We start from the raw sequence: 24,691 nt of genomic DNA on the forward strand, positions 1-24,691 counted from the left end.
AATCTTTTTTGTTATCACTTTTGATTATGCTTTGTGAACGTTAGCAGCTTGTGCTCCACGTTGACCTTGCTCAATATCAAAAGTAACTTTTTGACCTTCTTCTAATGATTTGAAACCTTCACCTTGAATAGCACTGAAATGAACGAATACATCGTCTCCGCCTTCAACTTCGATGAAACCGAAACCTTTGTCTGCATTAAACCATTTTACTGTACCTTGTGTCATAATGTTGCCTCCTGCTGTGGAATGCTCCACAAATGTATTACCAATCTTGCCCAAACATACTATTTCAAGATAAAAACTTCTAATTAGGTTTTTTCTTTTCTCAATATACCGAACAAAAATAAGTTATCTGTAGTGTAACATATAGTAGGGTTGATAGCAAATAAGGAAAACAATACCTTTAACAAATTCTATCTACTCACCTTTCCCCTATCAAAAATTTATGATATGACATAAGTGGCATAGCTATTTGATGCTCCAACACATCAAATAAAATGAATAAGTACATACATACCTCTGCTTATTACAGATCTTCATAATAAAACTTCATTATTTAATATTTAATCTTTCTTATAAATAAAGGGTGCATGTAATCCAAAAAACCCCTGTTAACTTTACTGAATTATAAATAGGCTATTGGGATATTCTATTTAGGGAAGAAGGAAAACAAGTTATTGATTACAACTAATCATTACAAAGCTTCTTACATTTGGGATGAGGTGTCTACAGCAGGCATATTTCAGAAAACCTTATTGTAAATCGATGTATGTTTGATTCATAAGGGGATGGTAGTCATGAACGTAGTAAGAATATATATAATGGGTAGACAATAATATTCATTTATAACTATACAAATGAGGTGTTTGTCCCAGACCAAGAACGATTTCGTTCACATTGTATATTTTTTAGTTCAATGCTTAAATGAGGTGTTTGTTAAAGAGAATATACTTTTTCAAGTTACTGTTTCATTAGGCAATGGAATTACGTAAATGAGGTGTTCCTTAAAGATCATATGCTGCATTAAAAGCTGATTTTTCCTTCTTCACATGACGGGATGCATAATCGTTTGCATCTCGTTTTTGTTACATAAAAAAAGAATGTTTATTCTCTTTTCATGGGTTAAAGAAAGGCCTGTATCTGTTTAGATACAGGCCTTTCTTTCGAGTTCAGTTACCACAAACTTCTTTATTTAACTTTTGTTTCATCGGAAAATAATATAAGATCGCAGGAACTATTATTCCAATTAGCCACGCAATATCTGCGCCCCCAAATGCCTTTGCTATAGGACCAATGTAGAATGATGTGTTAATAAAAGGAATTTCTGCAACAATTGATACAGCAAATGCCATGCAAGTGATTCCATTTATTTTTCCGTATTGACCATTTACATCAAAAATATCTTTCACATTATATTGACCACGGCGCAATAAATAGTAGTCCACAAGATTGATAGACGTCCAAGGAATCAAGAAATAGCTAATGAAAAAGATAAAATTTAAGAAAAATGATAGAAAATTACTTTGGCCTAATAAACATAGGATAGTACCTGCCAATGTAACACAAAATATCATCCATACTCTAACTTTTTGTGTTACTTTCAGCTTCCAAAAGGGCTCTATAGTTGTAATGGTTGACATGAAAGCACCATATAAATTAAAAACATTAATAGCTAGTTGACCAAAAATAATGATCAAATACATAAAGATAGCAAAACTTCCGAATAAGTGAGCTAAATTCCCACCAGAATGATCAAGGAAATTAGGAATAGCAATTGTTAAAGTTGCTCCTAAAATCATCATCCATACAGTCCCCACAAATGTACCCAAGTAACTATACCAAAAGGTTTGTGCAGTTGATGTATTAACAGGAAGATAGCGTGAATAGTCTGCTACGTATGGTGCATATGCTAATTGCCACGTTGCTACAATGCTGATAGCGAGTAAAAATACAGGTAAATCCAAACCACTTAATGAAAAACTTCCTGTCGGAAGTGGTAACTGAAATATAATAATTGTTGCTGCTAGATACACAACAAATGAAGACCATGATAAGACTTTCTGCATTTTATGAATTAAATCATGGCCAAAAATTGTAACAACGAAACAAAGAATATTTAAGATTATTATGGCCCAGCTTTGATTAATGGGTATTAAACTATTTAGTGTTTGTGCTGCAAGCACACTACTACTTGCGAAAAAACCTAAATACACGAACATTACAAGAAATAACGGAAAAATAGCCCCGATTACTCCAAACTGTGCTCGACTTTGAATCATTTGAGGAATTCCAAGTTTAGGTCCCTGAGCAGAATGTGAAGCCATAAAAATAGCACCTAATAAGGTTCCAAGTATAATAGCTGCGAAACTCCAAAATAAATTAAGGCCTAAACTAATTGGTAATGCACCTGTTACAAGAGTTGTAATGTGCATGTTTGCTCCAAACCAAATGGGGAACAAATCTTTTGCTTTTCCATGACGTTCGTCTACTGGAACAAATTCAACGCTACGTGTTTCAACTTTCAATAGATATACCACCTTGTAAGATATTTGCTGCTTGCACTCTAAGTCAAACTATATAATTCAACGTTTTTATACTTACTTATAGTAGGTGATGAATCATTCGTATAATTAACATGTATTCCCTTGAATCATTTGATATAACAGCTATATAAGACTTCGCTACGTTTAATTAAGTAACAATTTTATCTGTGCTCCTTTTATAAATTGCTGTTCATAAAAAAGGTGGTGCAATGGAGGGATAAACTTTCTTAATAAGAGGAACTGCAAGGTTTTAGTACCTAACTGCTTAGGTATCTTCTTATTTAACCTGATAATTTTTTATACGGTTTCTTAGAGCATTAGTATACATAATAACATAGATGCATCTTCTATTAACAATTTCTTTAGGACCGTCCAATACTACTTGAGGTATTGAACTTGCTTTTCCTGCGCCAGCTTTTCCAATCTAACTTATTTATTCAAATATCAAACTTCCTTTTATTTAATCAAAAACATTCATAAAAGTGCATCATAAACATATGAAGACGTTCGTAATTTGTTTTTTAACTAAAACGATAAAATTGATAATAAGTGCATCTGTGTGTAAATCTGAATTTTGTAATCCTGTTGATACACGTGCATATCCAATAAACACCTATTATCACTCTTTCTTATTTTGGTCTTATCCGATTGTAATATAAGATAGAATAAGAAAGGTTATTGAACACAGAATATTGTACAGAGTTTTATTACACACAAAATACTAAAAATCGACTTTTCCCACTTAGAATGTAGCGTGTTCAGAAACAGATAAAAAAACAATTATTTTTTATAAAGCTCTAACAAGCGTTTGTGTATCCAAATAGCGGCTTGTAAACCTTCTCCCATCGCTACCGTAACTTGTTCAGAATGAGCCACAATGTCTCCTGCTGCCCACACGTTTGAAACATTTGTTTCTTTTGTACGCGAATTTACGATAACGTGCTGATTTTCTAGGAGTTCTACTCCGAGCCCATGCGCTAATTCTGTTCGAACTTCATTTCCTCCAAACGCTAAAAAACCTCTTTCTCCATAGATAAATTCATCGTTTTCGAGGATGACTCCTTTTAACATTTCTGCTTCAGTTATGACTTTTTTTATTGCCCCTTCTTTATAGGTAATTCCCTTTTGTATCAAAGTATCTGCTAAAAGTCCAATCTCTTTTTTGTCATGATTAATGTACGTAATGTCATTTGTCCAATATGTTAACGTAAGAGATAAACTGGCTCCTGCTTTTCCCGACCCTAGTACTAATACCCTTCTATTATTTACTTCATACCCGTCGCAGTCGGGACATACATATACCGTTTTTCCCATACAGTGATGTAGCTCTTGCTGAAGTTCAGAAGGAATTCGGTCTACGACTCCGGTCGCAACCAGTAAAGTAGCGGCTTCGTAGTTAGCAGAGTTTGTAATGACGTTAAACCCTTCTATTTCTTTTTCACACTGAAGGACACGCTCTTCTGCAAATTGAATGCCGTAGCTTTTTGCTTGCTGCCTTCCCGTTTCTCTTAAAGTTTGACCGCTTATTCCCTCTGGCCATCCCAATATATTTTGATAATTTTTGCAAAGATTGGAACGTCCATCGTTTGAATCAATAACCAATACACTACGCTTATATCTTCCAAGCTGAATAGCAGCTTGAAGTCCTGCAATTCCTCCACCTATAATGACACAGTCATACTTGTTTGCCACAGCACATCACCCCAGCTTTTACTATTTTCTAAACGAAAGCTTCAGTTTTTCATTATCTGTTCTTCTATTATTTTTATACGCTTTACTGTCTTTATTTTTTGAAGTCATTCTACATACAAAAAAACCGCCTCGGCAGCTGACCTGCCTAGAGACGGTTTTTTATAAAATGAAGAAAGACGATATTACTCATTTTTCTTTCCTGCTTCTTTTTCATTAATTTTAGTAATCAGCTCTTCTTTATATACTTCACTATCTTTCCCGTAGCGTAGACGGCTATGACAGTTGGGACATAGTGCCGCAGCGTCCTTTGGCTTAGAAAGTCCGCCCTCTGACAGCTTTGAAAGATAATACATTTGCAAAAAGGAGCTTCCATCTTTTGCGATAAACGGCGCGCTTTCTCCGCAGGCTTCACAAATACCAGCTGCGCGTTTGTGAACATATTGTTTAAGAGCTGCGGTTTGCTCATAAATATTTGTCTTTTTGTCTTCCCCTAACGCTATATGACGAAGTTGTTCAGTTGAGTAAGCTGCAACATCCAGCTTTGCTGCTTTTTCCTCGATCACAGGATTTCGTTCCAGTTCAAAAATAATGGCTTCACGAAGCTCTCCGTCTGAGTCCCACATAATTTCTAATTGATGATTAATATACGTCACTTCATTAATAAACTCGACTACTCCCGGCTCCACGTAGTGAAACAAGTAAACGGCTTTTCCTGATAAAAAATGTTCACGAAGCGCTTTATTGCCTTTAATGAGCTGCATCGATCCTCTTTGACCTTCTCCCGTATAGAAAAAAGAGGTCTTATCTCTATTCCATCCGTGTCCTGTTCCGTATTCACTTCCGCTTTCTTTTGTGAAAATAAAAATATATGGATGCGCTTTCGGCGTTGATATTTCGCTTTGTTCCTGTCCTTTATAAAGCTTATGAATTTGTTTTCTGCGATAACGATGTCCTTTTTGAAAGAAATCTCCGCGCTGTAAATCCGTAATCAATGAATTGCCTCCTACTGCGGTCCTGCTTTTATAGTACTTATAGCTCTACTATACACTAATTTTTGTTTTCTTTGCAGATCGTTTCCTCTATCTATTGGATTTATATCATACAAAAAAGCAGCTGTATGGGCAGCTGCTTTTTTGCTATAGTCAATTTTGCACCGTATAGTCTTCTCCTAGCCATTTTGTGCTGAGTTTTTTTAACGTACCGTCTTTTTTCAGCTTTTTAATCGCCTGATCGACTTCCGACTTTAACTTTTCGTCTTTTTTGTTAAACATAAAATATACTTTTGAATTAATCACGATATCTCCAACCGTTTTTTGCTGAAATTTCAGCGCTTGATTGCTAAAGTCGATGGAAAATGGTGTCGCAAGCGTAGCATCTGCCCGGCCTGTTTTTAATTGAGTTGTGGCATCATCCGCACCTTGACCGGCGTAAACTACATCGATTTTATTGCCGTGTTTTTGATTGTATTTGTCTAGATAGACAGCCGCATTGCTTGTAGCTCCTACAATCATTTTTTTACCTTCTAAATCTTTTAATGAATGAATATCATTTCGATTTTTAGGAACTGTTACATAAAGCGGAGAATAATTATATGTTTCATCATTAAATAAAAACTTTTTCTTTCGCTCAGCGTTCTGAGCCATATTATGAGCAATCATATCAATTTTATTACTTTCTAAGCTGAGAAGCAGATTTGAAAATTCCATCGTTTTAAATTCAAATTTATAATCCTGTAGCTCTTTGTCAATTGCTCTTACTACTTCTACATCGTAGCCGGTCAGTTTGCCTTTATCATCGATAAAGCAAATATTAGGAAACTGAGTGCCTGTTCCAACAACAATCGTTTGAACATCTTTTTCTTTCTTTTCTCCTGCACTTGAAGATGCGTTTGTTCCGCATCCTGCCACGCTCACAGCTACTACAATTGAAAGTAAAAACAGCCAATATTTTTTCATACGTTCCTCCTCTAAATCCCTATATTATGTAATAAAAAGAGGCTCTTGATAAAGCAGCTGCTTCATCAAGAGCCTCTGGTTAACCAGTGGGCTTACGTCGTGTAAGATTATTCACATCATAATACTAGTTAACCGATAAATCAAGTGGGTTTTTAGAAAAAGATTATCTTGACAGCCCGGTGTCTACCGCTTAAGATACAACTAATAAAACATTGAAACTGCATATCTACCAGTCAACTGGAGGCAAATGGACACGATAATGCGTGTACGTTTGCTTTTTTTATTGTCGTCCACCATTTTATCTTTTGGAGGTAAAACGTATGAAATTTGCTTTATTTAGTCTTATTCAAAACATCCCGAACCCGGTTACTGGAGAAACATTCACTGCTCAAGAAAAGTTTCAGCATGTGTTAAATCAAGCAGTGATGGCAGAAAAGTTAGGTTTTGATGCTTACGGAGTCGGCGAAAGACACGGAGCTCCTTTTTTGTCTTCTTCTCCTCCCGTTGTTTTAAGTGCAATTGCGGCTAAAACGTCACACATCCGTCTCCTTACGACCGTTACCGTTCTAAGTATTTTAGACCCTGTACGAGTAGCTGAAGATTATGCAACGCTTGATCACCTGTCAGGTGGACGCCTTGAACTAATTATTGGAAAAGGCAACGACCCGCGTCATTATCCGCTTTTTGGTATTACAGAAGAAGAACAATGGGAATCTCTTGCTGAAAGATACGCTCTTTTGAAACAGCTTTGGACAGAAGAAAATGTCACGTGGAGCGGCCGTTATCGTCCGCCTTTAACAAACGTTACGACTCAGCCTCGCCCGTTTCAACCTTCTATTCCTGTTTGGCATGGAAGCGCGTCAAGCCCGCTGTCTACAGAACTTGCAGCTAAATACGGAGAGCCGCTATTTTCATCCAATTCTTTTCACCCTCAGGCTAAATATAAAGCGCTGATTGACCATTACCGGGAACGTTTTGCCTATTATGGTCATGATCCAAGCAAGGCCATCGTCGGTTCAGGAGCAAGCAGCTTATATATTTCTAATACAACGGAAGAAGCGATTCGCCGCTATCGCCCGTACTATAACGCGTTTAGCAATACAGAGGCAGCGAAACATAATCAATCGCCGTTCACGTCACTAGAAGATATCGTTCAACACGGTCCTGCTTTAGTAGGAAGCACGGAGCAAATCATTGAAAAAATAATAGATTATCACCATGCTTATGGAAACGAAGTGCTGAGCATCAGCGTAGACGGTCTAAGCGAAGCAGAACAGCGCGAACAGCTAGAGCGCTTTGCAAGTGATATTGCACCTGTTCTTCGAAAAGAAATTCCCAGCAGCGTATGGGAAAATGAAAAAAAAAGAGATTGAGACATAATGAAATCAGTCCAATCTAAAGACGAACAAATCAGATACATGAGCTGAACCGCTTATGACACCGCAGTTGATTTCCGTGCAAGGCTTCGCTTTCCGCGGGCGGGCGCTGAGCCTCCTCGTCGCTTGTGCTCCTGCGGGGTCTCATCTCTCCCGCTTTTCCCGCAGGAGTCTTCGCCTTGCCCTCCAATCAACTGCTAGAAGAATCTACATACATAAAATTTACGTTCACCATCACACTATGAAAAAATCCGAACTAATTGGATTCTCTATCAAGAATCTCAATTAGTTCGGATTTCCCTTCAACTAAATTACTTTTGTCCCAACCTCTTTTTAATTAGAAACAATTCGCACGTTTAGTTTACTAACTTTTTAAACTAATAAACTACTCTGGTTAAGAAGCCTGCGTGTCTGTGTCGTAAATATTGGCCGTTACTTCGCTTCTTTGACAAAGTAAGATGAGCAGCCAAATGCCTCCGATAACTGGAACAAAGTTAATTAAATACCACCAGCCGCTTCTTCCTGTATCATGCAGTCGGCGAACAGTAACTGCAAGTGAAGGCAGAATCATTGCTGCTCCGTAAAGTAATACTAAAATAACTCCAAATACTGCAAGTGAATCGATAAAAACCAAGATATATGGAATGATCATAAAGATATAAGCAAATAATGTAAACAGCCAATACTCCGTACGCGTTGCTCTTCCTCGAAACGTCGCATAATTTTTTAACGCTTTTATATACCAGTACATTTTTAAACCCTCTCTTTGTTTATTAAATTAAACTACCTAACCGTTTAAGTCCTACGCAACTTTATTAGGTACATCAAAACGGTTTAACTGCGACTCACTTCTTAGACAAAGAAGAATTAATAGACAAATAGCTCCGGCAATCGGAATAATATTAATGAGCTGCCACCAACCGCTTCTTCCTATGTCATGCAGTCGGCGCGCCGTCACAGCAAGAGATGGAATGAAGACTGCAACAAGATAAACTATACGCAAAAACGGAGGCATATCTGTTATAAGTTCAATAGCTAAAAGCACACACCATATAATAAAATTAAATAAGACAAACATCCAATACTCTTTACGCGTTGCTCTTCCTTGAAACGTTGCATAATTTTTTAGTACATGTAAATACCACTTCATATAATAACCTCCTTTTTAAACTGAATTTTGTAAGACAAGCTTACTAGCAGTAATTACCTTAGCATACAAAAAATTAATTTCATATCCTATTTTTTGAAAAAATCCCAAATGATAATATAGATACAGGAGAGAGATGGATAATAATTAGTAATAAATACCCAAAAACTCCAAAATAAAAACCATTTTATTACTATAATTACTTTTAATTAATAAAATGTTCTTTTATAACAAAAAACCTACCGTGTTATTAAGCATGGCAGGCTCTATCTTCACTTATGTTCGATAAAAGTAAGGTCCACGTGAACTTTCATGCGTGATCACATAAGTCCACGTAAAATCTTTATCCACCACATATAAATCTTCTAAATACATATTTGTATTTCCACTCAAATCAGTGGTTAATAAATGCTTACATTTAGATAGCTGCAGCACTCGTTCATCATGCTCAAATAACAAATAACAGTCGTACTTTGCTTGCTTCTCAAAAGCTTGAATTGCCTGTTTTTCTTGTAAACAAAGAAGCTTTTCATAGCTAAACGCATGCCACAGAAACTGATCCATATAAATTTTCTTTTTTTGCGATGTGCTTAAAGCACTTGCAAATTCATGTTCCCACCGCTTTCGGAAGAGCTCACCTTGATTCGGTAATTTTTTAACAAACATTCCTTTTTTCTTTAACGCATCTTTCATTTTCACTGTGCTTTTCCATCCTTTATCCTGTATTCATTTCTTTTTATCGGCTTCTTAGCTTATTTGTCCACTAGTACCCGTGCGTTAGATTCTTTGCTTTTTGACCAAATTCACTTTATAAAACGTCGGCTTTAACGTGCACAAAAACAATACAATTGTACTTAAAAGCATGATCAGGCTTCCACCAATTACAGCTTCCTGAATCGAAAAGATGTGCGCAGCCATGCCGCATAAAAAAGTCATGATTATGATCAGAAATGACTCAAGCAGTCCATATATACTTCCTACTCTCCCCATCATGTCAACGGGAATGCTGTTTTGATAAAAGGTTTGAAAACCAGCACTTGCAAAAGCTAACGCAAAAGATAAGCTAAAAAATCCCGCTCCAATAGTTTGAAAAGAAGACGAACACGCATACAGCAAATAGCCAAGCGATACTCCTACACTGCCGGCACCTATTAGAAAGTTCGTGGACAGCTTCTTAGCAAACAGTGTATTAATAACTGCGCCAATCATAATGCCAGCGCCTGCTACGCTTAATAAAAATCCGTATTCACTTTCGGACAAATGAATGACTTTTGTTGCAAATGAAACTTCAAGTGAATCAATTGCGGTGGCCATGACCATTAAGAAACTGAATAATACATAAATGGTCATAATATATCTGTTAGCTCTACTGAAACGAAACACCGCTTTCCAATCTTCTCCAATTGTGTTTACAGAGAGTTTATTTTCTTTAGCTTCTGTTTTTATATCTAAGTTCGGCATTAATAAAGTAACCATTCCTGACACCACGAGCGCTGCAGCATTGGCATAGATAGCAAACGCAGGCGTTCCAATCATAAATAACGCACCGGCTGCGGCCGGACCAAGAAGAAAGCCTCCTGAGTCAATCAAACTGCGCAGTGAATTAAATCTTTTTCGTTTTTCACGTGGAATAAGCTTTGTGATATAAACCATCGATGTCGGACGAAACATCGAACTTGCCATACTGATGATAAATACCAGCACATAAATGATAAGGATGGATGAGAAAAACGGAAGGCAAACAATAATTCCGGCGCGCATCCAATCTAAAAACATCATAAGCTTCCGTTTGTTCATGCGGTCAATTAAGCTTCCAGACCATATATTTGTACAGAGCGCAGCAAGCGGCTTTATCATGTATAGTCCTGAAACCGCAAGCGGCGAATTCGTCATATCAAGCATCATGACATTTAAAGCAATTAAATAAATCCAGTCGCCGATATTGCTAGTGCCAATTCCAAACAGCAATAAACACGGGTATTTCCAAGACAACAGCTTATTTTTCATAAAAGAAAGGCCTCCGCTTCACTATTGATTTTGATCAATAAAAAAATCCCACCCCCAAGACATCTGTCTTAGGGGCGAGATTATAAATCGCGGTGCCACCCTAGTTTGTTCATATGTCGCCATATAAACCTTATCGAGTACGGCTTTCGCTTATACTCTAGCTTTGTAACGGAAGCAGCCGTCGCACTATCACGTTAGATCCAATGCGCTGCTCAGAGGCTTGTTTCAACAGCGTTTTTCTTGCTCCTTTTCAGCTTCCGGAGCTCTCTGCTAAGAATACGCGCTGTCTACTTTTCTCTTCACGGCATTTAATTTCTAACATCTTACCATTATTATCTATTTTTTGTAAATACTTTATTTCAAAATCATTTTTTTCGGCTGAGAAAAGAATAGTCGATATCCTACGTATACAAAATAAATGATGGAAGCTACCAACACGATTCCCCACATATTGTACATATCTTTATTTCCCCATACGCCCGTTAGCGAAAACAGCGCTGGGATTGTTAAGGTCACCCAAGACTGTACAATCGCCACTTTCCCTACATATGCAGATACATCTTTTTTGCTCGTATTAAGCACATAAAATAAAAACCATAAAAACGACCAAAGAATCCATGTAATGGCATTCACTACGTCATGATAGTGAACAAGAGAAACCGTAACGTACACTAAAGCGATAATGGATACCCAAAGTGAATAATAGCCCAGCCCCGTTCCCTGCATTCCTTTTAATACCGTCACGCCTACATATAAATACGTGAGGCCAAATAAAAAGATTGCCGTTCTTTCATATAAAATCCAGTTGCTTTGGTCTGACGTAATAATTAAATAAAACGGAGCAATAACTTGAAAAGCTCCAACAAATAGGTTAAATACGCCTACATTTTTTTCATCTGCTTTTCCAAGCAGCATCAGTCCGTTTAAAAATAAAGCTGCACCTGACAGCAATAGTCCAATTTGATCCATTTTTCAGTAAGAAAAGCCCCCAGCTTTTCTTGTCCTCCTCTGCGTCGATGTTTTTCTTTAGGATGTGCGGAGTTACGGTTTACATGTAAAAAAGAAAAAGCAATTCCTTTTGAAAAGGAAACTGCTTTTCTTTCTGTTTCTATTACACTTATAAAATGAAGCTGACAACAATCGCTGACAGTACGCTTACAAGCGTAGCTCCATACAGTAAGCGAAGACCAAAGCGCGCTACTGTATTTCCTTGCTTTTCACTTAAGCCTTTAACCGCTCCTGACACGATTCCAATTGATGAGAAGTTAGCAAATGATACTAAGAATACGGATACAATTCCAAGTGTTTTAGCACTGAATGTTGAAGCCATATCTGAAAGACTCATCATTGCCACAAATTCATTTGTTACAAGTTTTGTTGCCATAATTCCACCCGCTGCCACAACTTCTGAAGCAGGAACACCCATGATGAATGCAAACGGTGCAAACACATAGCCAAGCAGGTGCTGGAACGACAGACCAAACAGCATTTCAAACACATTATCAATCGCAGCCATTAGCGCAACGAAACCAATTAGCATCGCGCCTACGATAATCGCTACTTTAAATCCATCCATAATATATTCGCCAAGCATTTCGAAGAACGTTTGCTTATGACCTGTTTGTACCTCTAAAATATCTTCTTGATCCGTTACTGTGTAAGGGTTAATGATAGAAGAAATAATAAATCCGCCAAATAAGTTAATAACGATCGCTGTTACTACGTATTTTGGTTCAATCATTGTCATATAAGCACCGACAATTGACATAGAAACAGTCGACATAGCTGATGCACAAAGCGTATATAAACGGTTTGGCGGCAGTTTGTCTAGTTGCTTTTTAACAGTAATAAATACTTCTGACTGACCTACAATCGCAGAAGCTACTGCGTTATAAGACTCTAATTTTCCCATTCCGTTAATCTTGCTGAGAACTAAACCAATCCATTTCATAATGAAAGGAAGAATTTTAAAGTGCTGTAAAATCCCAATCAAGACAGAGATAAAAACGATTGGAAGCAGGACGTTTAAGAAAAACGGCATTGATCCTTTGTTCGCAATGCCTCCAAACACGAACTCTACTCCTTGGTTTGCGTATGAAAGCAGCTTTCCAAAAACGCTGGCAATCGCATTGATAATAATCAAGCCAAACTTTGTATTAAGAAGTAAAGCTGATAAAAGAACTTGAATCACAACCATAATAATGATTGGTCTATATTTGATTTCTTTACGGTTATTACTTGCAAGATACGCTAATCCAAAGACAACGAGTAACCCTAAGATGCCAATTAAATATTTCATAGTATCCTCCACTGCTTACTTATTTTTGTAAGTCTTTTGATGAAAAATAGCCCGGTAAGATTTCGTTGATGTGGGTAATCACAAAATCTCCTTTTAGGTTTGCTAAGATAATTTGTGTGTGATCATCACAGAACTCAGCTAATACTTGTCTGCATGCGCCGCAAGGAGAAATTGGGCCGTCCGTATCTCCTACAACTGCAATAGCTGAAAACTGCTTGTCCCCTTCTGAAACAGCTTTAAAAATAGCCGTTCGCTCAGCGCAGTTCGTCAATCCATAGGAAGCGTTTTCAATATTGCATCCACGATAAATCTTCCCATCGGTTGTTAAAAGAGCTGCACCAACATGGAATTGAGAATATGGTACATGTGCTTGTTTGCTTGCTGCGATTGCTTCATCTATTAATTGTTTTGGCTCCACCGTCATCACCCTTTGCTTAGTTTACAGCAGGTTAGCTAGTACTAACCTGCTGTCATTTATTAATAATCAGAGTTGCTTAATTGACCTTTTGCAATTGATACGCCAGAGCTTGCACCAATACGTGTTGCACCTGCTTCAATCATTGCTTTTGCATCTTCTAAGCCTCGAACGCCGCCAGAAGCTTTGACACCTACATCTGGTCCAACCGTTTTTCTCATAAGCGCTACGTCTTCTACCGTTGCGCCTCCTGTTGAGAAGCCCGTTGACGTTTTAACAAAATCAGCTCCAGCTTTTACAGCTAGCTCAGAAACTTTTGCTTTTTCTTCGTCAGTTAAAAGAGCTGTTTCAATAATTACTTTTACTAGCGCTTTGCCTTTTGCAGCATCTACTACTGCTTGAATATCGCTTTGCACTAGGTCATAGTTTTTGTCTTTTAACGCGCCTATATTGATTACCATATCTACTTCATCTGCACCGTTTTCGATTGCATTTGTTGTTTCGAATGCTTTTACTGCTGAAGTCGTAGCCCCAAGAGGGAAGCCGATTACCGTACACACTTTTACTTCTGGAGCGTCTTTTAATAACTCAGCTGCTTTTTTTACCCACGTTGGATTTACGCAAACCGAAGCGAATGAATATTCTTTTGCTTCTTGTGCTAAAATCGTAATTTGCTCTTCTGTTGCATCTGCTTTTAATAATGTATGATCAATAATACCCGTAATGTTTTGACTCATTTTGTTCTTCCTCTCTGTCTCTTAATGAATTTCTTTATAAATTAACGTTGGAGCTTCCACTTTTTCAGCGACTGTGCTGTAAGAATCATAAACGATATCCATTACTTCCTGTACATCTTCACTGTTGCTGTGAATTGTAACAAGAGAGTCGCCTTTTTTCACTTGGTCTCCAACTTTTTTATTTAGCATAATACCAACTGCTAAGTCGATTTCAGATTCTTTTGTTGCACGTCCTGCACCTAGCTTCATTGCTGCTACGCCGATTTTTTCTGCAACAATTTCTGAAATGTAGCCATCTTCTTTTGCTGGCACTTCAATTTTGTGCGCTGCATCCGGTAATTTAGACGGATCGTCTGCCACAGAAGCGTCTCCGCCTTGTGCGCTTAAGAATGTTTTAAATGATTCTAATGCTTTTCCGTTTTTAATTACTTCTTGAAGCATTGCACGCGCTTCGTCTAGGCTGTTTGCTTTTTCAGCAAGTACAACCATGTGACTTCCTAATGTTAAGCAAAGCTCCGTTAAATCTTCAGGACCTTCGCCTTTTAACGTGTCGATCGCTTCTTTCACTTCAAGCGCATTACCAACCGCAAAACCTAGAGGCTGGCTCATATCTGAAATGATGGCTTTTGTGTTTCGGCCTACGCCTTTTCCGATTTCAACCATTGCTTTTGCTAATTCTTCAGCGTCTTCAAGCTTTTTCATAAATGCGCCGTTCCCCGTTTTTACATCCAAGCAAATGGCATCTGCTCCAGCCGCAATTTTCTTACTCATAATTGAGCTTGCAATTAACGGAATCGAATCAACCGTTGCTGTTACATCACGAAGCGCATAAAGCTTTTTATCCGCTGGCGTTAAGTCTCCGCTTTGACCGATAACGGCAATTTTATTTGTATTTACTAAACGAATAAATTCTTCGTTTGTAATTTCAACGTGGAAGCCAGGCACTGCTTCAAGTTTATCAATTGTACCGCCAGTGTGTCCTAAGCCGCGGCCAGACATTTTAGCAACCGGTACATCAACCGCAGCTACTAAAGGTCCTAATACAAGTGTTGTTGTATCACCTACGCCGCCTGTGCTGTGTTTGTCTACTTTAATACCTTCAATTTTTGACAAGTCGATTTGATCGCCTGATTCAACCATTGCTTGCGTTAAATTTACGCGTTCTTCCTGCGTCATTCCTTGAAAGTAAATTGCCATCGCAAATGCCGATAGCTGATAATCAGGTAAATCCCCTTTTGTATAACCTTCAATAATAAAATCGATTTCAGCTTTATTTAATTCATGTCCATTACGTTTTTTTTCAATTAAGTCAACCATTCTCATGACGTTTTCCCCCTAAAAGTATCTGCATATTGTGCATCCACTAAAACGTTTTCAACAACTTACACCCTTACTATATAATAGCTTTGAACAATTGTAAACAGATATATTTACATTTGTTCAAAAATATTTATAGCCGCTGTTTTAGTGAATAAAAAAGACTTCCGCATTCGGAAGTCTTCCCTTATTTTTCAGCTTTTATCACAAATGACAATACGATTCTGTACTTATTCTTTACCTTTTTATAAGGAATTAATACATATGGCTGATCAGGCGGCGTAAACCGTTCAATTCCTTTTTGATTAGCATCAGGAGAGAAGTACATTCTTCCCCACCGTTTAATGATATAGCCCGTCATTCCCTTGGCAATCACTCCATCTTTTGAAGCGCCTGCTTGAAAAGGATACCGGTTTCTCTGTGCCTGCAGAGATGATGCAGAATAAGATACAATATCTTCTATTATTTCAATTTGATGAAGCTTTTGCTCTTGAAAAAACAGCGCCTTCATCTCCCTTACTCTTGTTTATCTAACAAAAAGCGCGCCGTAAACTGATCAGTAACCAGCACATTTGCAAATTTTCCTTGCAGCGCTCCGTAAATGCTGTCAATTTTCTGATCCCCGCCCGCTACTAAAATCGCGTACTCTTTCTTCTTCAGTTCCTCCAAATCAAGTCCTAGCGTCCGTTCATCCAGACTTTCATTGCAAATTTGTCCATCTTTATCAAAAAAGCGTGAACAAATGTCTCCCACTGCTCGAGAGGAAATCATCTCTACATCTTGTTCGGAAAAGTAGCCAAGCTGAAAAAGCAGCGAATCCGTTTTGATGGGTCCCGTAGTAAAGACGGCAATGTTGGCTTGTTTGCCTAAATCTAAAATGCGCTTAATATGACGATCCGTTTCCATTGCTTTTTTGACTACCACGTGATCAACAATTACAGGCAAAGGAAGATGCATAGGAGGCGTATTGTATGCCTTTCCAAATAAGTACATAATTTCAGAAGCATACGTGCTCGTTTCCGAATGGCTTACTCCGCCTTTTAACTGTACAACCTGCACGTCATTCACATACTTTTGTTTTAAATCGATGGCCACTTGATAAAGAGTTGTTCCCCACGTCACCCCAATAATGTCTCCATCTTTTACAATGTCATAGAGATAGTCAGCTGCTGCCACGCCTAGATGACTTTTAATAATGTGATTTTCATATTGAGGCACCGGTGTGACGATTGCTTTTTTTAAATTGAATTTTTGTTCAAGCTGAGAAGACAATTTTTCACTATTGATAGATGAATCCACAATTTTAATTTGAACAATGCCTTCTTCTTTTGCTGTTTGCAGCAATCGAGAAACCGTAGGCCTTGATACACCAAGCTTTTTTGCAATTTCACTTTGATTATAATCAAGAATATAATACATCCTTGCCGCTTCAATCACTTTATTAAATTTCTCTTGATCCATCTCCATCGACTTGTTCTCCCTTACCTCATGAATTTCTTATCCCAATTTTACCAAACTTATGTCTTTAGTTTACTTGTTTGGTGAACAAAATTTCAAGAGGGGATTTTGTAACTGAGATGAAAAGAGAAATACTCGGGATTAAGGAGACCAGTTTTCTACGTATCCATTCATTCCAGCATACTCATAAAGAGCTTTTAACTTACGCTCTGAATAATAGTTAAAATCATTGTGAACTGCTGTTAATTTAAGATTATCGTTACGAACAAACATCTTCTCGAGGTATACACTCTTAGCAAGTTTATTGCTCTTTTTTGTGTTGCAGCTTTGACAGCTTAACACCAAATTCCACATATTATCTGATTGGATATAACTCCATGGAATAAAATGATCTACATGAGTAGCGATGCGTTTATCAGACAGCTGTTTTCCACAATAAAAACATTCTTTTGTTTCATATTTCCAAAGGATGTTATAGAATGCATGCAGCGATTCACGTTTTGAAACATTTTCTACTTTTAACAAGACATCTTCTAACTTATTTTTGTCATTATACTTTTCTAAAAATTTCGCCAAATGATAATTAGTTAAATGAGTAACAATTTGTCTATATTTTTGTAAAAAAATATATATACTGCTATTAAACTTTATGTATTCTGTTCTTGTATCAAACTCATAAACAGAACCTTCCATATCTCCGTATAACGCCCCTACTACATACCTTGCCCCCACTTTTTTAGTTCTTTCTACTAACTGCAATTGAAGATTATTTGGTAAACGATCAAATACTATTTTATTGGGGACACCATGCATTAACTGAAATTCCTTTAACTCTTTTTGAATTCCAGCTTGTCTGTTGGGTGTATTTAACTGATTTAAATCATGATGAATAACCAAGTTCCAATATATTTTAGCAAATGAAAAATACACTTGATCAAACGTGAGTACTAACCGATTGTCAACATTATATAGGTTTTCAATTAAAGCTTTCATCAATCCATATTTATATGTTGTGGTAAAGTGACCATTAGCGAAAAATTGGTTAATGATCTTCCAAATTTCTCGTTCTGTTAAATAAGTTTTTTTTATTTCTCCTACTTTTAAATTAAAACTCACCTGCCACCGCTCGCTCCTTCCACTATTGCACCACCAAACTACGCTTCTTCTGTTTCCACTAAATAAATCCGATCATCAAACTTCCCGCGCTTCTTGGCCTTCTCTTCACGCACTTTCTCAAGTTGTTGGGGCGTGGCCCCGTGCACAGCTGCTAGCGCGTGCATAACTTCCAGTAAATCTGCGAGTTCTTCAATGGCATCTTGATGCGTTTGGGCTTCTATGTACTCTTGAAGCTCTTCTTTTGCCTTTTTCTTCAGCTCATTTGATACTCCTCTCGCTGCAGCACGCGTGATTTGAAGGTGTTTCCACTTTGTTCAATAATCGCAGGAATTTTATCTCGCACTAGCTTGTTATAAGTAGGCATCGTTTCTCCTCCCTCTCTTACCTTTCTAGTAAACTAGTATTTTTCAAATTCTGCTTGGTTTCCGTTAAACACATTTAAATCAATAAACGTTTCTTCACCTTTATAGCCGCTTAACCGCCCTTTGTCCGTATACTGCCAAAACGTCCATTCTTGCTGTTCTTCAAGAGTTGGCTTTTTTACAACGTCGCGAATCCAAATATCACATCCGGGATATCTGTTTTTAATGTACAAGTCATACGCTTTAGGCGTCGTATAAAGAATAACGCGCTTGTCATAATGAGATTCAAGACGTGTAATCATGCTAGAAAGCTCCTTGTATACACGTTTCTGAGACGGCAGGTTTTGTTTTTTATCTCCGTAAAATTCTACATCAATCACTGGTGGCAAATCGTTATTTTTAAGAGAGACCGCCTTGATAAAATTAGCCGCTTGTGTGGAACCTTTGCTATCGTAGCTAAAAAAGTGATAAGCTCCGATTCGCATGTTTTTCCGATTTGCTTGTTCCCAGTTTTGTTTAAATAAAGGATCTTGAAATGAACTTCCTTCCGTTGCTTTGATAAAAGCAAACTGAATATCTTGTTTACTCAGCACACTCCAATCAATCTCCCCTTGATAAGAAGATACGTCTACGCCTTTTACATCATAGCGGTTGGCACTTATCGCATTAGGAATTGCCCATCCTTTACTCCATAGTAAAAATATAAAGCTTACAAGAGCGACTAATATGAGTCCTGCTGTAAACAGTCTTTTGTTTTTTTGATTGGCTTTGTCTATTATGTTTACCCCCTTTTTTAGAAAATACTTCTAATATTCTAACATAAAAAGGATTTTCCAAAACAATATAGCCTCCAAGTCTGTGCATTAAATACAAAAAACCACCTAAAAATCAGGCGGCTTTTCTTTTATGCTGCGTCTTCAGATGGCTCGTTATCTTTGGCTGCTTCTATCAGTAAGAAAATAGCCGTTAAAATATGCATAATCATGCCGACAATTGGAATCCACGCAATAGCAGAACAGACAATTCCCATGATATGCCCTGTCCGAACTTTGTTTGTTTTAATCGCAAATACTAAACCTACGACGTGCAATGCGAGCATTAGAATGAGCGGCGTGTAGGCTAGACTTATAACCAAGGTGCCGCCTAAGAGGGGAATCCCCCAGAGAGCCTCTAATCCTCCGCTGACCCATTTCAATATACGACTTGTTTTTCCCAATGTATCCTCCCCCTTTGTCTTCAATGTATGCACAGACGTTTTGTTTCTGAACGGTTGTATATGAAAAAAGTGGCAAAAATACGTGTGCTAAAAATAAATCAATAGTCCCGTATAAAGATACGCTTTTGTACGGGACTATTGTAATAATGGAAAATGAATGAGAGGAAAAGACGCGGTTTTACATGTAATAACAAGGAGCTCTTCGTAAAGAAAACGAATTAAACATAAACAAAAAAGCCGAACTCAAAATGTAAGCTCGGCTTTTTCTTATATAACAAATAGAAGTATTATAAAATGTTTTTCGTATTAGTGTTCTCGACTCTTCTCAAATTTTTCAACAGCTTCAAAATCAAGCTCGGCTGATATCCAATCGCCTTTTTCCGGGAATTCTAGATTGCGCACGACTATTTTATTCGGCACCTTTTTTTCTAAAATTTTCGCCTGGCAGTTTTTGTACATAACTACTTCTCGTTCTTTGATATCTGTCCACAACAAGTGCAGGACCCCTTTCAACTTTAAGAAGTTAATATTTCGAAACACCGTTTTACATTTTATTATATTTCTTTTGATTTGTTAATTTCTTTGTCTTATTTTTTATAAAAAAATATTAAAACACATTTCTTCTAATACAATATACCCAAAATATCTTTTAATCCTTAAACATTTATGTTATATTTTAAAAATTGTATTACAAGTTTTTATTTTTGTAGAAAAAATCAGAACGGCTGATGCGCAAAAAACTTTGCTGTTGTTGTAGGAAGTTTTTTTATTTTTGCCTTTACGCCTATCCTCTTTTCTTTTTTTACATATTTATAATGGACATATGGATTCGTCCTAATACGTAGAAAGGCTTGAAAATCCAAAAATATCCTAGCATAAAGTCATGAAGCTGTTCCGCTAAAAATATAGTTGAATCTACAAATGCTCTACCGAAACAGCCAGCACCCTCTATCCATACAAAAAACTGCTTTTTCCGCGTTTATCTTTTGTAGAGATATAAAAGACTACCTTCCACAATTTACTCGCTGGGAAGCAATACATACTGATAGAAGTGTTCAGAAACAAAATAAACTTTACTCTTGATATCTTGCTATAAAATGAATAATAACAACACAATTTGAGGTGCCAACAATGAACGTATTAACAAACACTATAATTATCTTATTAGCTTATTTAATTGGGTCAATTCCTTTTGCTTTAGTGATTGGAAAGGGCTTTTACAAAACCGATGTTCGCAAGCACGGAAGCGGTAACTTAGGAGCTACTAATACCTTTCGCACTCTAGGAAAGAAAGCAGGTATTATAGTATTGATCGGCGATATAGCAAAAGGCTCGCTAGCCGTCTGTTTACCGCTTATGATGAATAGTCACTTGCATATGCTTGTCCCTGGATTTATTGCTATTCTCGGACATAGCTATCCGGTTTTTGCAAGGTTTAAAGGAGGAAAATCTGTAGCGACTGCCGCTGGTGTATTCCTTGCATTTTCACCATTAGCTTTCATTCTAGGGATTCTTGCTTTTTTAATTTCTCTCAAAATTTCTAAATACGTATCCTTATCTTCACCTATTGGCGCATTGGTTGCCTTTTTGGCATCACTCTATGTAGGTGATGTTGTACTAATCGTATTTGCAGCCGTTATTTTTGTTTTTATTACATGGAAGCATATTAAAAACTTCAAACGCATTAAATTAGGTACAGAACCTAAGGTTAATTTTTAAACGTACTAAAGTTAGTAATCTTTAAATGGTGTTACCAAAAAGGTGTTCATGAGTTGAACACCTTTTTAATTATTTTAGTACGTCTTGTCCCAAGATAGACGTAAATTATGAAATTTATTTAAACATGCTCTTGATTATAGACTAAACAATACATTTTGCTGCTTCCTATATCTCATTTTGTAATTTGATATTTACTATTTAACCACCTTAAAACGATGAGTGTTACGGCACCAGCAGCTAAATATAAGAAGCCTCCAAATTCTATTACATAGCCAAAAGGTGGAATAAGCTTTGGTAAAAAAACCATCCCTGCAAGAGAAATAAAAATTAAGACAAAGAGTAGAAAAAAGTCCTTAATCTTATTCGTAATTTTGTAAACAGATTTTTGTATCCATTTTAAAAGCAGAAAAACATCAAGAGAAATAATAGCTGCAACAATAACAAAAGTGACGATTGCTGTTCCGATATAAACAGTCTGGCTGCTATCCTTAACATAATGTACAACAATATTTCCTATCCCGCTTACTATAGCCATCAAGCTTGCAAGCTGTAACAATAAAAAGCTTATAAAAAAAGCAGTGCTTTTTAAGGGTTCTTTAGGTAACTGTTTAATCATTTCATCACAGTACGTCTTAAGGTTTTCTCCAAATACCTCTTCAGCGCGCTTCCCTTCCGCTTGTGCGTCAATAAGGTGATCTAAAAGCTCCATCAATAACTCCTCAGCCTGCTGTTCAGAAGCTGACACACTTGTTCGAATGTAAACAAGCATATTATCATAGTACTCTTCATTTTCCTTGGTCAGCTCTCTTCGCTTCTTATTATTTAATTTAATTAATTCCTTAGCGGTCATTGTAAAAACTCCTATTCAACAATTTATCTACAGGGTTTTGAATGTTGATCCATTCCTCTTGGATTTCACATAATGCTCTCTCACCAGATGCCGTAAGATGATAGTACTTTCGTTTAGGACCCGAAGGCGATGCTTTCATTTCTCCCTTTATTAATCCCTCCTTTTGAAGACGTAGTAAAATTGGGTAAATCGAACCTTCACTCACATCATTTAATCCATATTGTTGAAGCTTCTGGGATAGCTCATAGCCATAAACCGTTTCTTTTTGAATGATTGATAAGATACACCCTTCTAAAATTCCTTTTAACAATTGACTTCTCAAAGACATATCGATTTCTTCCTTTTCACTATCTTGTTATACAAGATACATTTTTAAAGTAAAGCTACCTTGCAAGACAAGATAGCTTTATATGACTTATAATAACCTATTTATGGTAAGTATTCAACCATTTATTTACTTTTTTTATTAAACCACTTAACATAGTAATCTTTTTAGTAAATTTGAATAAATAAATGAAACCTTTCCTCTCCTCTGACCGTATACCTATCATGCACGTATTAGTTAAAGGAGGAAGACTTGTGCTAAAACGAATTTCACTGTTTATTTTCGTTAATATTTTAGTATTAATCACAATCACAACGATTACATCTTTATTAGGTGTTCAAAGCTATATGGGAAGCAGCGGTTACGGCGGCCTGCTGGCATTTAGCGTCATTGCCGGCTTCAGCGGCGCGATTATTTCTCTTATGATGTCACGCGTGATGGCAAAGTGGATGATGGGTGTTCAAGTTATTGATGAACGTTCTCCTCAAGGTGAATATGAGCGATTTGTTTTAGAAGAAACGCACCGACTTGCATCTGTTGCAGGATTAAGAAAAATGCCTCAGGTCGGAATTTATCACTCGGCGGAAGTTAACGCTTTTGCAACGGGTCCAAGTAAAAGACGCTCGCTTGTTGCTGTTTCAAGCGGAATGCTTGAACGAATGGACCGCGATGCCATCAGCGGCGTTATCGCTCACGAAATAGCGCATATTAAAAGCGGTGATATGGTCACAACTACGCTTCTGCAAGGAGTATTAAACACATTCGTTATTTTCTTCTCTCGTTTAGTAGCCAAAGCGGTGTCAAACTTCGTGCGAGAAGAGTTTGCGATGGTTGTCTATTTCCTTACATCGATTATATTTGAGATTCTCTTTAGTATCTTAAGCAGTCCAATTATCTTCTGGCATTCAAGAAGACGTGAATTCAAAGCCGATGAGCTTGCAGCTAAACTCGGCGGCAAGGAAAAAATGATTTATGCGTTAGAATCGCTTCGTCATACTACTTCATTAGTAGATGACCGCCAAAAATCAATTGCCGCTTTTAAAATTAGCGGTAAAGAAAAATTCTCACGCTTATTCTCTACTCACCCGCCGCTTGAAAAACGCATTGAGCGCTTGCATTCACTATAAGCATAAAAACCAGCTTCTTTATAGAAGCTGGTTTTTTATGTTATGACTGAGGAGCAAGCACACGTGTAGTTTCCCACAGCAAGACGCCGTCTCGATTTTTTGTTAATTCAACGTATCCTTCTTTCTCTAAATACGTAAGCTGGCCGTACACTTCTGAGAAAATAAAGTCCGGTGCTTTTTGATACATATCCGGGAAAAAAGCTGCGCTGACTTCAAGCGTTGTTTTCTTTCCTTCACCCATCGCTTGTAACACGCGCAGCGCCCATTTATGCTGTTTTTGAATACGTTCCATAATTAAAGAATGAATATCACTAAGCGGTTCACCATGTCCGCTGTAAATCAAGTCAATGTCGTAGTTCAACGTTTTTTCAAGAGAAGCCAAGTAGTCCAATAGCGGCTGTGGCTTAGGATTTTGAATGGTCGGCTCTAAATATGGATTTGACGGTACTTTTGGCAAAATATGATCTCCGCCAAACGCGACTTTTTCTTTTCGATTGTAAAACATCAGCTGACTCAAAGAATGTCCCGGCGCTTCAATTACTTCCCACTCACTCGCATACGGAAGTGTATCTCCTTCTTGTAAATACCCAGTTAGCTTCTGCCCTTTAGGTGAATACACTTGAATCGCAGCCGTTGCTTTACGAAGCCATTCTTCCATTACATCATCACTGACTCCAAACTCTATAAGGAAATTACGGTATAACTCATTATGCTGCTGAACAAACTCTTCATCTTGGTAAATCCAAGGCTCCACAAGCTTATGACCGTAAACCGGTATATCACTCGGCAGCCATTCTAAAAATCCAGTGTGATCCGGATGCTGATGAGTAAGAATAACTTGTTCAATATCTGTTACTTTATATCCTTCTTTACGAAGCGCCTCTTCAAAAACATTCCACGCTTCTTTGGTTTTCATACCTGCATCAATTAACGTTAACTTGTCTGCTTTTAATAAAAACACATTCACTGGTCCAATTGGAAATGGCGTAGGCAGCTCAATGCGTATTACTTTATGATCTAAACTCATTTT

Annotated in this window: 27 protein-coding genes, 1 pseudogene and 1 other annotated feature; of the genes and pseudogenes, 3 read left to right on the forward strand and 25 right to left on the reverse strand. The window is 37.3% G+C overall.

Features of this window, described 5'->3' with window-relative positions:
• Nucleotides 1–24: 24 nt before the first annotated feature.
• The 5 genes from MMB68_RS06105 to MMB68_RS06125 all read right to left on the reverse strand — a co-directional run bounded on the left by MMB68_RS06105 (nt 25) and on the right by MMB68_RS06125 (nt 6,190).
• Nucleotides 25–225, reverse strand: coding sequence for a cold-shock protein (locus MMB68_RS06105; protein ID WP_045295226.1), 201 nt, complete (start codon nt 223–225; stop codon nt 25–27).
• Between the two features lie 944 nt (nt 226–1,169).
• On the reverse strand, nt 1,170–2,525 hold the full coding sequence (locus MMB68_RS06110; RefSeq protein WP_221784892.1) for a purine-cytosine permease family protein: 1,356 nt from the start codon (nt 2,523–2,525) through the stop codon (nt 1,170–1,172).
• Between the two features lie 798 nt (nt 2,526–3,323).
• Complete coding sequence (locus MMB68_RS06115; protein ID WP_221784891.1) at nt 3,324–4,235, reverse strand: NAD(P)/FAD-dependent oxidoreductase; 912 nt, start codon at nt 4,233–4,235, stop codon at nt 3,324–3,326.
• 182 nt (nt 4,236–4,417) lie between these two features.
• Nucleotides 4,418–5,227 carry an HNH endonuclease gene (locus MMB68_RS06120; RefSeq protein ID WP_221784890.1) on the reverse strand — a complete coding sequence of 270 codons (810 nt, stop codon included), beginning with the start codon at nt 5,225–5,227 and terminating at the stop codon, nt 4,418–4,420.
• Nucleotides 5,228–5,377: 150 nt separating this feature from the next.
• On the reverse strand, nt 5,378–6,190 hold the full coding sequence (locus MMB68_RS06125) for an amino acid ABC transporter substrate-binding protein (RefSeq protein WP_016764533.1): 813 nt from the start codon (nt 6,188–6,190) through the stop codon (nt 5,378–5,380).
• Nucleotides 6,191–6,510: 320 nt separating this feature from the next.
• Here MMB68_RS06125 and MMB68_RS06130 point away from each other — a divergent pair, with 320 nt between their 5' ends.
• A complete protein-coding gene (locus tag MMB68_RS06130; RefSeq protein ID WP_269871840.1) occupies nt 6,511–7,563 on the forward strand; it encodes an LLM class flavin-dependent oxidoreductase in 1,053 nt (350 codons plus the stop codon).
• 59 nt (nt 7,564–7,622) lie between these two features.
• On the opposite strand, the gene MMB68_RS06135 is transcribed toward MMB68_RS06130, so the two are convergent.
• The 17 genes and pseudogenes from MMB68_RS06135 to MMB68_RS06215 form a co-directional block, all read right to left on the reverse strand.
• Nucleotides 7,623–7,760 (reverse strand): hypothetical protein, encoded by a 138-nt coding sequence (locus tag MMB68_RS06135; RefSeq protein WP_186808517.1) that lies wholly within the window; start codon nt 7,758–7,760, stop codon nt 7,623–7,625.
• A gap of 200 nt (nt 7,761–7,960) precedes the next feature.
• The gene (locus MMB68_RS06140; RefSeq protein ID WP_140451474.1) at nt 7,961–8,317 is read right to left on the reverse strand and encodes a DUF805 domain-containing protein; all 357 of its coding nucleotides are present in this window, start codon (nt 8,315–8,317) and stop codon (nt 7,961–7,963) included.
• A gap of 51 nt (nt 8,318–8,368) precedes the next feature.
• Nucleotides 8,369–8,716, reverse strand: coding sequence for a DUF805 domain-containing protein (locus MMB68_RS06145; protein ID WP_221784887.1), 348 nt, complete (start codon nt 8,714–8,716; stop codon nt 8,369–8,371).
• 273 nt (nt 8,717–8,989) lie between these two features.
• A complete protein-coding gene (locus tag MMB68_RS06150) occupies nt 8,990–9,406 on the reverse strand; it encodes a DUF4275 family protein (protein WP_260507841.1) in 417 nt (138 codons plus the stop codon).
• Nucleotides 9,407–9,490: 84 nt separating this feature from the next.
• Nucleotides 9,491–10,720 (reverse strand): MFS transporter, encoded by a 1,230-nt coding sequence (locus MMB68_RS06155; protein ID WP_221813209.1) that lies wholly within the window; start codon nt 10,718–10,720, stop codon nt 9,491–9,493.
• Nucleotides 10,721–10,787: 67 nt separating this feature from the next.
• Nucleotides 10,788–11,032, reverse strand: a binding site (T-box leader).
• Between the two features lie 42 nt (nt 11,033–11,074).
• Nucleotides 11,075–11,689, reverse strand: a complete 615-nt coding sequence (locus MMB68_RS06160) for an AmiS/UreI family transporter (protein WP_098196627.1) — start codon at nt 11,687–11,689, stop codon at nt 11,075–11,077.
• 148 nt (nt 11,690–11,837) lie between these two features.
• Entirely contained in the window at nt 11,838–13,019 is a 1,182-nt protein-coding gene (locus tag MMB68_RS06165) for a NupC/NupG family nucleoside CNT transporter (protein WP_013057474.1), read from the reverse strand.
• Between the two features lie 19 nt (nt 13,020–13,038).
• Nucleotides 13,039–13,437, reverse strand: coding sequence for a cytidine deaminase (locus tag MMB68_RS06170; protein ID WP_221813208.1), 399 nt, complete (start codon nt 13,435–13,437; stop codon nt 13,039–13,041).
• A 59-nt stretch (nt 13,438–13,496) separates the two neighbouring features.
• Nucleotides 13,497–14,171 carry a deoxyribose-phosphate aldolase gene (gene deoC / locus MMB68_RS06175; RefSeq protein ID WP_221784884.1) on the reverse strand — a complete coding sequence of 225 codons (675 nt, stop codon included), beginning with the start codon at nt 14,169–14,171 and terminating at the stop codon, nt 13,497–13,499.
• A 21-nt stretch (nt 14,172–14,192) separates the two neighbouring features.
• Entirely contained in the window at nt 14,193–15,494 is a 1,302-nt protein-coding gene (locus MMB68_RS06180) for a pyrimidine-nucleoside phosphorylase (RefSeq protein WP_221813205.1), read from the reverse strand.
• Nucleotides 15,495–15,675: 181 nt separating this feature from the next.
• Complete coding sequence (locus MMB68_RS06185; RefSeq protein WP_221813203.1) at nt 15,676–15,999, reverse strand: hypothetical protein; 324 nt, start codon at nt 15,997–15,999, stop codon at nt 15,676–15,678.
• A gap of 5 nt (nt 16,000–16,004) precedes the next feature.
• Complete coding sequence (locus MMB68_RS06190) at nt 16,005–16,949, reverse strand: sugar-binding transcriptional regulator (protein WP_026106623.1); 945 nt, start codon at nt 16,947–16,949, stop codon at nt 16,005–16,007.
• A gap of 138 nt (nt 16,950–17,087) precedes the next feature.
• Nucleotides 17,088–18,062 (reverse strand): HNH endonuclease domain-containing protein, encoded by a 975-nt coding sequence (locus MMB68_RS06195; protein WP_264407769.1) that lies wholly within the window; start codon nt 18,060–18,062, stop codon nt 17,088–17,090.
• 38 nt (nt 18,063–18,100) lie between these two features.
• A pseudogene (locus MMB68_RS06200) lies at nt 18,101–18,426 on the reverse strand (pyrophosphohydrolase domain-containing protein).
• 33 nt (nt 18,427–18,459) lie between these two features.
• The gene (locus tag MMB68_RS06205; protein WP_221785112.1) at nt 18,460–19,200 is read right to left on the reverse strand and encodes a glycoside hydrolase family 25 protein; all 741 of its coding nucleotides are present in this window, start codon (nt 19,198–19,200) and stop codon (nt 18,460–18,462) included.
• Between the two features lie 128 nt (nt 19,201–19,328).
• On the reverse strand, nt 19,329–19,640 hold the full coding sequence (locus MMB68_RS06210) for a hypothetical protein (RefSeq protein WP_043982736.1): 312 nt from the start codon (nt 19,638–19,640) through the stop codon (nt 19,329–19,331).
• Nucleotides 19,641–19,946: 306 nt separating this feature from the next.
• On the reverse strand, nt 19,947–20,135 hold the full coding sequence (locus MMB68_RS06215; protein ID WP_225049418.1) for a hypothetical protein: 189 nt from the start codon (nt 20,133–20,135) through the stop codon (nt 19,947–19,949).
• 636 nt (nt 20,136–20,771) lie between these two features.
• On the opposite strand from MMB68_RS06215, the gene plsY reads away from it, so the two are divergent.
• Nucleotides 20,772–21,359, forward strand: a complete 588-nt coding sequence (gene plsY, locus MMB68_RS06220; RefSeq protein ID WP_221784882.1) for a glycerol-3-phosphate 1-O-acyltransferase PlsY — start codon at nt 20,772–20,774, stop codon at nt 21,357–21,359.
• A 172-nt stretch (nt 21,360–21,531) separates the two neighbouring features.
• Here plsY and MMB68_RS06225 read toward each other — a convergent pair whose 3' ends face one another.
• Nucleotides 21,532–22,209: a DUF1129 family protein gene (locus MMB68_RS06225; RefSeq protein ID WP_221784881.1), complete on the reverse strand. Its 678-nt coding sequence runs from the start codon at nt 22,207–22,209 to the stop codon at nt 21,532–21,534.
• Nucleotides 22,199–22,537: a PadR family transcriptional regulator gene (locus MMB68_RS06230; protein ID WP_217027509.1), complete on the reverse strand. Its 339-nt coding sequence runs from the start codon at nt 22,535–22,537 to the stop codon at nt 22,199–22,201. The genes MMB68_RS06225 and MMB68_RS06230 overlap by 11 nt, the downstream gene beginning before the upstream one ends.
• Before the next feature lie 251 nt (nt 22,538–22,788).
• Here MMB68_RS06230 and htpX point away from each other — a divergent pair, with 251 nt between their 5' ends.
• Nucleotides 22,789–23,661 carry a protease HtpX gene (gene htpX, locus MMB68_RS06235; RefSeq protein WP_057273378.1) on the forward strand — a complete coding sequence of 291 codons (873 nt, stop codon included), beginning with the start codon at nt 22,789–22,791 and terminating at the stop codon, nt 23,659–23,661.
• A gap of 40 nt (nt 23,662–23,701) precedes the next feature.
• Here htpX and MMB68_RS06240 read toward each other — a convergent pair whose 3' ends face one another.
• On the reverse strand, nt 23,702–24,688 hold the full coding sequence (locus MMB68_RS06240; RefSeq protein WP_221784880.1) for an MBL fold metallo-hydrolase: 987 nt from the start codon (nt 24,686–24,688) through the stop codon (nt 23,702–23,704).
• Nucleotides 24,689–24,691 lie beyond the last annotated feature (3 nt).

Origin of the sequence: Priestia sp. Y58, from assembly GCF_029522095.1 — a bacterium.
Lineage (GTDB): Bacteria > Bacillota > Bacilli > Bacillales > Bacillaceae_H > Priestia > Priestia megaterium_E.

Bases quoted from the DNA above. Each gene is read 5' to 3' on its own strand.
- MMB68_RS06105 (WP_045295226.1), bottom strand. From the start codon at position 225: ATGACACAAGGTACAGTAAAATGGTTTAATGCAGACAAAGGTTTCGGT.
- MMB68_RS06125 (WP_016764533.1), bottom strand. From the start codon at position 6,190: ATGAAAAAATATTGGCTGTTTTTACTTTCAATTGTAGTAGCTGTGAGC.
- MMB68_RS06130 (WP_269871840.1), top strand. From the start codon at position 6,511: ATGAAATTTGCTTTATTTAGTCTTATTCAAAACATCCCGAACCCGGTT.
- MMB68_RS06140 (WP_140451474.1), bottom strand. From the start codon at position 8,317: ATGTACTGGTATATAAAAGCGTTAAAAAATTATGCGACGTTTCGAGGA.
- MMB68_RS06145 (WP_221784887.1), bottom strand. From the start codon at position 8,716: ATGAAGTGGTATTTACATGTACTAAAAAATTATGCAACGTTTCAAGGA.
- MMB68_RS06150 (WP_260507841.1), bottom strand. From the start codon at position 9,406: ATGAAAGATGCGTTAAAGAAAAAAGGAATGTTTGTTAAAAAATTACCG.
- MMB68_RS06155 (WP_221813209.1), bottom strand. From the start codon at position 10,720: ATGAAAAATAAGCTGTTGTCTTGGAAATACCCGTGTTTATTGCTGTTT.
- MMB68_RS06160 (WP_098196627.1), bottom strand. From the start codon at position 11,689: ATGGATCAAATTGGACTATTGCTGTCAGGTGCAGCTTTATTTTTAAAC.
- MMB68_RS06165 (WP_013057474.1), bottom strand. From the start codon at position 13,019: ATGAAATATTTAATTGGCATCTTAGGGTTACTCGTTGTCTTTGGATTA.
- deoC (WP_221784884.1), bottom strand. From the start codon at position 14,171: ATGAGTCAAAACATTACGGGTATTATTGATCATACATTATTAAAAGCA.
- MMB68_RS06180 (WP_221813205.1), bottom strand. From the start codon at position 15,494: ATGAGAATGGTTGACTTAATTGAAAAAAAACGTAATGGACATGAATTA.
- MMB68_RS06185 (WP_221813203.1), bottom strand. From the start codon at position 15,999: ATGAAGGCGCTGTTTTTTCAAGAGCAAAAGCTTCATCAAATTGAAATA.
- MMB68_RS06190 (WP_026106623.1), bottom strand. From the start codon at position 16,949: ATGGATCAAGAGAAATTTAATAAAGTGATTGAAGCGGCAAGGATGTAT.
- plsY (WP_221784882.1), top strand. From the start codon at position 20,772: ATGAACGTATTAACAAACACTATAATTATCTTATTAGCTTATTTAATT.
- MMB68_RS06225 (WP_221784881.1), bottom strand. From the start codon at position 22,209: ATGACCGCTAAGGAATTAATTAAATTAAATAATAAGAAGCGAAGAGAG.
- MMB68_RS06230 (WP_217027509.1), bottom strand. From the start codon at position 22,537: ATGTCTTTGAGAAGTCAATTGTTAAAAGGAATTTTAGAAGGGTGTATC.
- MMB68_RS06240 (WP_221784880.1), bottom strand. From the start codon at position 24,688: ATGAGTTTAGATCATAAAGTAATACGCATTGAGCTGCCTACGCCATTT.